A 9,118-nucleotide genomic window follows, 5' to 3' on the forward strand; every position below is an offset into this window, starting at 1 on the left:
CGCCCCCTCGCTGGCGCTCGCTCATGACGTCGCTTCCTCGCCGCGGACCCAGCGCCACTCGGCCACCCGGGGGTCGTCCTCGCCGTACCGGCGGGTGTAGTCGCGGCAGGACTGCCGGGCGTCGGTCATCTCCTGCCGCAGGTGGGCGGCGCGGGCGGCCAGTCCGGGCACCCGGTCGATCACGTCGATCACCAGGTGGAAGCGGTCCAGGTCGTTCAGCATCACCATGTCGAACGGCGTGGTGGTGGTGCCCTCCTCCTTGTACCCGCGCACGTGCAGGTTGTGGTGGTTGGTACGGCGGTAGGTCAGCCGGTGGATCAGCCACGGGTAGCCGTGGTACGCGAAGATGATCGGCTTGTCGCGGGTGAACAGCGTGTCGAACTCGTTGTCCGGTAGGCCGTGCGGGTGTTCGCTGGCCGGCTGGAGCCGCATCAGGTCCACCACGTTGATCACTCGTACCTTGAGTTCGGGCAGGTGCTGGCGCAGCAGGTCGGCCGCCGCCAGGGTCTCCAGCGTCGGTACGTCACCGGCACAGGCGAGCACCACGTCCGGCTCGTTGCTGTCGTCGGTGCTGGCCCAGTCCCAGATGCCCAGCCCGCGCCGGCAGTGCTGGACGGCCTCCTCCATGGTCAACCAGTTCGGGGCGGCCTGCTTGCCGGCCACCACCACGTTGATGTAGTGCCGGCTGCGTAGGCAGTGGTCCATGGTCGAGAGCAGCGTGTTCGCGTCCGGCGGCAGGTACACCCGGACCACTTCGGCCTTCTTGTTCATCACGTGGTCGATGAAGCCCGGATCCTGGTGCGAGAAGCCGTTGTGGTCCTGCCGCCACACGTGACTGGAGAGCAGGTAGTTCAGCGACGCGATCGGCATCCGCCAGGGGATGCCCCGGGTCACCTTCAACCACTTGGCGTGCTGGTTGACCATCGAGTCGACGATGTGGATGAACGCCTCGTAGCTGGTGAAGATGCCGTGCCGGCCGGTCAGCAGGTAACCCTCCAGCCAGCCCTGGCACAGGTGCTCGGAGAGGACCTCCATCACCCGGCCGTCGGGGGAGAGGTGGTCGTCGCCGGGCACCGTGCCGGCCACCCAGGCCCGGTCGGTGACCTCGAAGGCCGCCTGGAGCCGGTTGGAGGCGACCTCGTCCGGGCCGAAGAGCCGGAAGGACTGCGGATTCGCGGCGATCACGTCGCGTACCCACTTGCCGAGTTCACCGGTGGCGCCGGTGACCGTCTCGCCGGGGTGGGGCACCTCGACGGCGTAGTCGCGGAAGTCCGGCAGGGTCAGGTCCCGCAGCACCTGGCCGCCGTTGGTGACCGGGTTGGCGCTCATCCGCCGGTCGCCGCACGGCGGCAGGGCGGTCAGCTCGGCGACCGGCGCGCCGGTGGCGTCGAAGAGTTCCTCCGGGCGGTAGCTGCGCAGCCACCGTTCCAACTCGGCCAGGTGCGCCGGATTGTCCCGGACCGCGGACAGCGGCACCTGGTGCGCGTGGTACGTCCCCTCGACCTGCTTGCCGTCGACCTGACGGGGGCCGGTCCAGCCCTTCGGCGTACGCAGGACGATCATCGGCCAGCGCGGGCGTTCGACAGCGCCACCGGAACGGGCGCGACGCTGGATCGCGGCGATCTCGTCCAGCGCGCGGTCCAGGGTGGCGGCGAGCAGTTCGTGTACGGCGGCCGGTTCGTCGCCGGCCACCACGTACGGCTGGTAGCCGTAGCCGCGCATCAGGTCGAGCAGGTCGGACTCCGGGATCCGGTCCAGCACCGTCGGGTTGGCGATCTTGTACCCGTTCAGGTGCAGGATGGGCAGGACCGCGCCGTCGCGCGCGGGGTTGAGGAACACGTTGGACAGCCAGCTGCCGGCCAGCGGCCCGGTCTCCGCCTCGCCGTCGCCGATGACGCAGGCGACCAGCAGGTCCGGGTTGTCGAAGGCGGCGCCGTACGCGTGGCTGAGCGCGTACCCCAGCTCGCCGCCCTCGTGGATCGAACCCGGCACCTCCGCCGCGACGTGACTCGGGATGCCGCCGGGGAAGGAGAACTGGCGGAACAGTCGGGCCATGCCGGCCTCGTCGCGGCCGATGCCGTGGTACCGCTCGCTCCAGGTGCCTTCCAGCCAGGAGTTCGCCACCAGGGCGGGGCCGCCGTGCCCGGGTCCGGTGATGTAGATCGCGGAGAGGTCGCGGGCGACGATGACCCGGTTGAGGTGTGCGTAGATCAGATTCAGGCCGGGGGAGGTGCCCCAGTGGCCGAGCAGTCGGGGCTTGACGTGTTCGGGGACCAGCGGTTCGCGCAGCAGCGGGTTGCCGAGCAGGTAGATCTGCCCGACGGTCAGGTAGTTCGCCGCCCGCCAGTACGCGTCCAGCCGGCGCAACTCCTCATCGGTCAGGGTGCTCTGCGGGTCCAGGGCGGTGTCCATACTGAGTCAGCCTCTCGCGGGTCGGTGGATCCTGCATCCGCAACACGGGTTTCCTCCTTCAGCTTCGCGGGATCGGTGACCGTGGATCAGGGCCGTTGGTCCCGACCACCCGGGTGTCACGACCCGGTGTCGCCCGGCGGGCCGGTGACGCCGCGGACCACGATCACCGGGGACGGGGAGTGGTAGAGCACGGACTGGCTGACCGCGCCGAGCATGCCCCGCCACGGCTCGTCGCCGCGCGCGGCGACCACGGTCAGCTGGGCGGAGCGGGACTGGTCGATCAGTACCGAGCCGGGGTCGCCGCGGACGACGTGACACTCGCCGGTGGTGCTCGGGCGGTCGGTGAGGTACCGCTCCACGAGCCGGTGCAGCCGTCGGGTGGTCTCCTCGATCGCCGCGTCCGAGTCGACCACCCACACGGCGAGTAGCCGGGCCTGGTGCTCGATCGCGCAGGCGGCGGCCCAGGCCAGCGCGAGTTCGGCGGAGGCCGAGCCGTCCACCCCGACGAGCACCGGCCCCGGCGGCGGTGGCTCCCGCCGGGCGATCAGCACCGGACACTCGGCCCGGGCGGCCACCTGCACGGCGGGACTGTCCGCGGGGATGCAGCGGTTGCAGTGGGCCATCCCGCCGTCGCCCACCGCGACCAGGAAGGCCGCCTCGGACTTGCGGACGAGGTTCGACACCGCGGATCCCTCGGCGATCTCGGTGGTGATCGGCACGTCGGGTTCGGCGCGCCGGGCCGCCTCGGCCGCCTCGGCGATCAGGCGTTCGGCGGTGTCCCGTGAGCCGGAGACCGCGGGTGCGTCCATCGCCGCCCAGTTGAACGAGTGCAGCAGGTGCAGTCCGCGGCCGTGCGCGGCGGCCACCCGCGCGGCGAGGCGGGCCACCGGGGGCGCGTCGTCCGGGCCGACGCCGACGAGTACCGGCGCGTCGCTGGCTGCGGCCATCCGGCTCACCCCCGCAGCTGTCGCCCTGACCTGGGTCTGAGGCTAGTCGCGGCGGTACGGCCCCGGAGCGGGATCGCAACTGTTCGGCATGGCCTGTTGCTCGGCATCCTCGCCGACGCCGACAGCCTGGCGGTCCGGGTGCTCCGCGACACCGGAGTCACCGCCGACGACCTGCGGGCGCGGATCCGTCGGCACACCGAGGCCGGTGGGACGGGCCTGGCCGAGGCCGACGCCGCCGCCCTGCGCGAGATCGGCGTCGATCGCGCCCTAAACCTCGTCGTGGGTGGTGGGCGGGTGAATCTGCCCACCCGGGCTCCGGGTCGCCGAACCCCGCCCGATGCCGCACACTTGCGCCGTGGAAGCTGGACGGCAGGCACGGCCGCTGCGCAGCGCGGTGGTGGTCAACCCGGTCAAGGTCGACGACCTCGACGCGCTGCGCCACACCGTCGACGGCACGCTCACCGCCGCGGGCTGGCCCGAGCCACTGTGGTACGAGACCACCGTCGACGACCCCGGGCGGGGGCAGACCGAGCAGGCCCTCGCGGCTGGCGTCGACGTGGTCTTCGCCTGCGGCGGCGACGGGACGGTACGGGCCTGCGTCAGTGCCCTGGCCGGCACCGAGGTGGCGCTCGCCGTCCTGCCGCAGGGCACCGGCAACCTGCTCGCGGCGAACCTGGGCCTCTCCACCGACCTGGCCGCCGGGCTGGCGGTCGCCGTCGAACGCGGGCGGCGGCTGCTCGACGTCGGCGAGGTGGACGGGCAGCACTTCGCGGTGATGGCCGGCATGGGCTTCGACGCCCAGATGCTCGCCGCGACCAGCGAGACGACCAAGCGACGGATCGGTTGGCCGGCGTACGTGGTGGGGGCCGTGCGGCACCTGCGGGACCGGCCGATGCGGGTATCGATCCGGCTGGACGACCAGCCGCCGTTGCGGCGCCGGGCCCGGTCGGTACTGGTCGCCAACGTCGGCCGGTTGCAGGGCGGGGTGACCCTGCTGACCGAGGCCGAACCCGACGACGGCTACTTCGACGTGGCCGTGCTCAGCCCGCGTACGCTGCCGCACTGGCTCGTCCTCGGCTGGGCGGTGCTGCGCCGCCGTGACCGGGTTCCGCGGATGGAGGAGTTCCGCGCTCGACGCGTCGTGATCACCAGTAACCGGGCGCAGCCCCGGGAGCTGGACGGTGACCTGATCGAACCCGGGCCCACCCTGCGGGCGGAGATCCGGCGGCGGGCGCTGTGGCTGTGCGTACCGCGGCCGGAACAGGCGCCGGACCTCACCGAGGACGCGGCAGCCGCCGCCGAGCGGGGTGAACGGCTCGTCGCGAACAGCGGTTCCGGTGAGCGCGAGGAGTGAGCTTGCGAGCCCCGCAGTCGCGAACGAGCGGTGAGCGGTGAGCGCGAGGAGTGAGCTTGCGAGCCCCGCAGTCGCGAACGAGCGGTGAGCGGTGAGTAGCACAAAGCTGGTGCCGGAGACCCGGCTGATGTCCGACGAGCAGCTCTGCGCCGACCATGCCTGGCAGACGCTGCGCCGGGAGGGCGGCTGGCAGTTGCTGCGCGACGCGTTCACCCGGTTCCGGTACGGCGACGGGTTCAGCCACTCGCGGGCCTTCGCGTTCCAGCTCTGTCTGGCGGTGGTGCCGTTCCTGATCGCGTTGACCGGGTTGATCGCGGAGCTGGGCGCGGCCGAGGGCGGCGAGGTGGTCGCCGACACGGTGCTGGCGTTGACTCCGGGCGCCAGCGAGCAGGTGGTCGCCGAGCTGCTCGGCGACGGCGACGGCGCGGGCGCGGAACGGGCCGAGGACATCGGCGAGGTGGCACTCAGCCTCGGCCTGATCACCGGCCTGGTGGCGTTGACCAGCACGATGGCGCAGATCGAACGGGGCGCCAACCGGATCTACGGGGTCGAGCGGGACCGGCCGGCGCTGCGGAAGTACCTGCGCGCGGCGGTGCTCGCCGTCACCGCCGGCCTGCCGGCCCTGGCCGGGTTCCTGATTCTGGTCGGCGGTGGACCGATGGGCGACTCGGTGCAGCGGCACTACGCCTGGGGTGAGCTGGCCAGCACGGGGTGGGGCGTGGTCCGCTGGCCGCTGAGCCTCGGGCTGACCGTGCTCGCCGTGGCGGTGTTGTTCCGCCACGCGCCCCGGCGCCGCCAGCCCGGCCTGTCCTGGCTGCTCTTCGGCGCCGGGATCGCGACCGCGCTGTGGTGGCTGGCCAGCCTGCTGTTGGCCGGCTACGTCCGGTTCAGTGCGGACTTCGGGCAGACCTACGGCGCGTTGACCGGGATGATGGCGTTGCTGCTCTGGGCCAACCTCACCGGGATGGCGTTGTTCGGTGGGCTCGCCTTCGCCGCGCAGTTGGAGGCGGTGCGCATCGGTGTGCAGGAGCCGGCCCAACCGGACCTGTGGCAGCCGGAGGCGCGCCGCGACGACCTGCTCGACACCGGGGAGATGACCGCCCTCTGACCGGCCGGGTGTACGCCGGACATCGATCGGGTACAGCGGCACGCCAGAGGCGAAGGAGGCTGCCGTGGGCGCGGTCAGGAACGTACTGCGTCGACCCCTCGGGCACTTCACCGAACGTACGCTCGCCGGCCTGGCGCTCGTACTCGGTACCGGGGTCGGCTTCGGGCTGGTACTGGTGTTGGTCCGGGTGCGCTGGTCACCGCTCTACGACGTCGACCACGGTGTGGCGCGGTGGCTCAACGACCAGGTGGCACCGATCGGCCCGCTGGTCACCGTGCTCAACGCGATCACCGATCTCGGCGGTCGGCCGGTCATCGTCTGGCTGGTCACCGTCGCCGTGTTGGGGCTGCTGATCCGGCGGCAGGGCCGGCTCGCCGTCTTCCTGATCGTCACCGGGGCGGGCGCGTTGATCCTCGACCCGACGCTGAAGACCCTGGTCGACCGGTTGCGGCCCGAGGTGGCGGTGCCGATCGGCACGTACGCGGGGCAGAGCTTCCCCAGCGGGCACGCACTCGGGTCGATGGTCGCCTACGGTGCCATCCTGCTGGTGTTCCTGCCGGCCCTGGCGCCCCGCTGGCGACGACCGGCGATGGTCCTGGTCGGCACCGTGGTCTTCCTGATCGGCTTCACCCGGGTCGCGCTCGGTGTGCACTTCCTCTCCGACGTGCTCGGTGCCTGGCTGCTCGGCGCGGCCTGGCTCGGTGTCACCGCGTACGCCTTCCGGTTGTGGCGGCTGGAGCGGGGGCGGCCCGCGACGCCGTTGGCGCAGGGGTTGGAACCGGAGGCGGCGCACGAGGTGGCGCCGGCACCGGACGAGAAGAAGCTGTTGCCGCACGCCCGCGCCGGGGTCGCCGAGATCGCAGTGGGCTGGGTGCTGGTCTTCGGTCTCCTGTACGCCTTCGGGATGTTCGTCAGCTACCACGCCGAGGGCACCTTCCTCGCCACGCTGGACGAGGCGGTGCCGAACTGGTTCGCCGAACGCGGCACTCCGGCGCTGGACGAGCTGAGCTGGTGGTGGAGCAAGGTCGGCGACACCCATGCCATCCTGCTGGTGTCGATGATCTTCTGCCCGCTGGTGCTGGCGATCTGGCGGCGCTGGCGACCGGTGCTCTTCGTGGCGCTGGTGATGTTCGGTGAACTGACCCTCTTCCTGACCACGGCCGCGGCGGTTGACCGGCCGCGCCCGCCGGTGGAGAACCTGGACGGTCCGATGCCCACCTCCTCGTTCCCGTCCGGTCACATCGCGGCCAGCCTCTGCCTGTGGATCGCCATCGCGGTGATCGTGCTGCCGCGTACCGACCGCTGGTGGCGGTGGCTGTTCGTGGTCGCGGCGGTGGTCATGCCGGTCGGGGTGGCGGTGTCCCGGATGTACCGGGGCATGCACCATCCGACCGACTTCATGGGCGCGCTCATCCTGACCGCGGCGTGGATCGGGCTGCTCTACTGGGTGGTCCGGCCCAACGAGGACGTCGACGAGGGCAACCAGCCGGCCATCGAGTCGGAGGACGTGGACACCCTCGACGACGAACTGGCCGAGGCCGGTCGGCCGGGCTGAGCGGCGGGGTCGACCGTGCTGCGGGTGATGAGCTGGAACGTCCGTAACGGGGGGCGGGACCGGGGTGGCCCGGATCGGCGCGACGCCCTGGCCCGGGTGGTCGCCGAGCACCGACCGGACGTGCTGGCCGTGCAGGAACTGCGCGATCGGGACGTGTCGGCCTTCGCCGACCGCCTCTGCCTGCGGCCCCACCTGGCCGGCAGTTGGTTCGGGCAGCCGGTCGCGGTGCTGGTCCGCCCACCGTGGCCGGTGCTGGCCGCCGCACCGGTGCGACGGCCGTTCCACCACGGCGCGCAGCGGGTGACCATCGGTACCGACGCCGGTCCGTTGACCGTGCTCGGTACCCACCTCCACCCGCACACCGGTGCCCGGCGTCGGGTCGAGGCCGGGTGGGCGGCCGCCGCGCTGCGTCCGGCCCGCGACGGCCTCGCGCTGCTCGCCGGTGACCTGAACACCCTCGACCCGTACGCCGACCACGTCGAGCGGGTCGCCCGACTGCCCGCCGCGTACCGTCGTCGGCACCTGCGCCGGGACGGGCGGACGGTGGACTCCCGGGCGGTGTCCCGGCTGCTCGCCGCCGGGCTGGTCGACCTGGCCACGGCAGCGGGCCCGACGGTGCCCACCGGGTACGGCGGGGCGGAGTTCGCCGACATGCGCCTGGACTACCTGCTCGCCACTGCCGCCCTGGCCGGGCTCCTCGACACCGTCCGGGTGCTGCGCACTCCCGACACCCGGTACGCGTCGGACCACTACCCCCTCCAGGCCACCTTCGCCCTGAACCCGCCCCCACCCCTACCGCGTTGATCAAGAGGTGCTGGTCGCGGTGGCCGGTCCGGTGCGCCGGAACCTCTTGGTCAACTCCACCGGAACGGCGGTGTGGCCGGTGACGGCAGGGGGTTAGCGTGGCTGGCTGTGATCGAAGCTGGTGACGGCAGGTCGTCGGCGGTGGGGCTCGTCGCGCGGGGCATCGCGCTGGTGGTGGTGTTGCCGGTGCGGCTGGCCTGGGAGCTGCTGGCGGCCACCGGCAGGGGACTGTACCGCTGGATCCTCGCCCCGACGGCGCGGTTCGTGGTCCGCTGGCTGTTGCGTCCCCTCGGGTGGCTGCTGCGGCACCTGATCTGGATTCCGCTGCTCTGGCTGACCCGCGCGGTGCTGTGGTCGTGGCGGACGTTGGTCTGGCTGCCGTTGACCTGGCTCGCCGACGGGCTGGTCCGGCTGTGGCACCGGGCCCTCCGGCCGCCGATGCGCTGGTGCGGGCAGGGCCTCGGGTGGCTGCTGCGCTGGTGCGGCCGGGGGCTGGCCTGGCTGGCCCGCACCCTGGTGTTGGTGCCGCTCTACTTCCTGGTGTGGGTGCCGCTGGCCTGGCTGGTCCGGGTGCTCACCCCGGCGGCCCGGCGGTTGGGTGGCTGGCTCGTGGCGCTGGCGGCCCAGTTGGCCGGCGCACTGCGCTGGGCCTGGCGGGTGACGGGTCGTTTCCTGTGGTGGTGTTGGGTGCGGACGCTGCGTCCGGTCTGGCGGGCGGCCCGTTGGGTGTGGCGGCACACGGTGCTGCCGGTGGGCCGGGGGATGCGCGCCGCCTGGCGGGCCACCGTCGTACCGGCAGGCCGGTGGCTGCGCCGCAGCGTCCTCGATCCGGCCCGGCAGGCCACCCGCGAGGTGCTGGCCACTCTCGGCCTGCGCCGCTGACCAGCCGCGCCGCCGGTCGGCGGGCGATGCCGGTCGGCGGGCGCCGCCGGGCCGGC

Annotated in this window: 7 protein-coding genes and 1 pseudogene; 6 read left to right on the forward strand and 2 right to left on the reverse strand. The window is 72.7% G+C overall.

What is annotated here, in order from left to right:
* Positions 1 to 21: 21 nt before the first annotated feature.
* Both D2L64_RS21915 and D2L64_RS21920 read right to left on the reverse strand, forming a co-directional pair.
* Positions 22 to 2,412: a phosphoketolase family protein gene (locus D2L64_RS21915; protein ID WP_119579086.1), complete on the reverse strand. Its 2,391-nt coding sequence runs from the start codon at positions 2,410 to 2,412 to the stop codon at positions 22 to 24.
* A 116-nt stretch (positions 2,413 to 2,528) separates the two neighbouring features.
* The gene (locus D2L64_RS21920) at positions 2,529 to 3,359 is read right to left on the reverse strand and encodes a universal stress protein (protein ID WP_119579087.1); all 831 of its coding nucleotides are present in this window, start codon (positions 3,357 to 3,359) and stop codon (positions 2,529 to 2,531) included.
* On the opposite strand from D2L64_RS21920, the pseudogene D2L64_RS28335 reads away from it, so the two are divergent.
* The 6 genes and pseudogenes from D2L64_RS28335 to D2L64_RS21950 form a co-directional block, all read left to right on the forward strand.
* Positions 3,264 to 3,539 (forward strand): annotated as a pseudogene (locus D2L64_RS28335) (Clp protease N-terminal domain-containing protein); the annotation flags it as partial. The gene D2L64_RS21920 and the pseudogene D2L64_RS28335 overlap by 96 nt on opposite strands.
* 157 nt (positions 3,540 to 3,696) lie before the next feature.
* On the forward strand, positions 3,697 to 4,713 hold the full coding sequence (locus tag D2L64_RS21930; RefSeq protein ID WP_119579088.1) for a diacylglycerol/lipid kinase family protein: 1,017 nt from the start codon (positions 3,697 to 3,699) through the stop codon (positions 4,711 to 4,713).
* Positions 4,714 to 4,804: 91 nt separating this feature from the next.
* Positions 4,805 to 5,821 carry a YihY/virulence factor BrkB family protein gene (locus tag D2L64_RS21935; RefSeq protein ID WP_119579089.1) on the forward strand — a complete coding sequence of 339 codons (1,017 nt, stop codon included), beginning with the start codon at positions 4,805 to 4,807 and terminating at the stop codon, positions 5,819 to 5,821.
* A 64-nt stretch (positions 5,822 to 5,885) separates the two neighbouring features.
* Entirely contained in the window at positions 5,886 to 7,376 is a 1,491-nt protein-coding gene (locus D2L64_RS21940; RefSeq protein ID WP_119579090.1) for a phosphatase PAP2 family protein, read from the forward strand.
* Positions 7,377 to 7,403: 27 nt separating this feature from the next.
* Positions 7,404 to 8,180, forward strand: a complete 777-nt coding sequence (locus D2L64_RS21945; RefSeq protein WP_233559084.1) for an endonuclease/exonuclease/phosphatase family protein — start codon at positions 7,404 to 7,406, stop codon at positions 8,178 to 8,180.
* A gap of 108 nt (positions 8,181 to 8,288) precedes the next feature.
* Positions 8,289 to 9,062 carry a hypothetical protein gene (locus tag D2L64_RS21950; protein WP_147376280.1) on the forward strand — a complete coding sequence of 258 codons (774 nt, stop codon included), beginning with the start codon at positions 8,289 to 8,291 and terminating at the stop codon, positions 9,060 to 9,062.
* Positions 9,063 to 9,118: the final 56 nt, after the last annotated feature.

The sequence above is a fragment of the Micromonospora radicis genome (genome assembly GCF_003583405.1).
Lineage (GTDB): Bacteria > Actinomycetota > Actinomycetes > Mycobacteriales > Micromonosporaceae > Micromonospora > Micromonospora radicis.

Excerpts from the sequence above, each read along its gene's own strand:
- D2L64_RS21915 (WP_119579086.1), bottom strand. The coding sequence starts at position 2,412 with ATGGACACCGCCCTGGACCCGCAGAGCACCCTGACCGATGAGGAGTTG.
- D2L64_RS21945 (WP_233559084.1), top strand. The coding sequence starts at position 7,404 with ATGAGCTGGAACGTCCGTAACGGGGGGCGGGACCGGGGTGGCCCGGAT.
- D2L64_RS21930 (WP_119579088.1), top strand. The coding sequence starts at position 3,697 with ATGCCGCACACTTGCGCCGTGGAAGCTGGACGGCAGGCACGGCCGCTG.
- D2L64_RS21920 (WP_119579087.1), bottom strand. The coding sequence starts at position 3,359 with ATGGCCGCAGCCAGCGACGCGCCGGTACTCGTCGGCGTCGGCCCGGAC.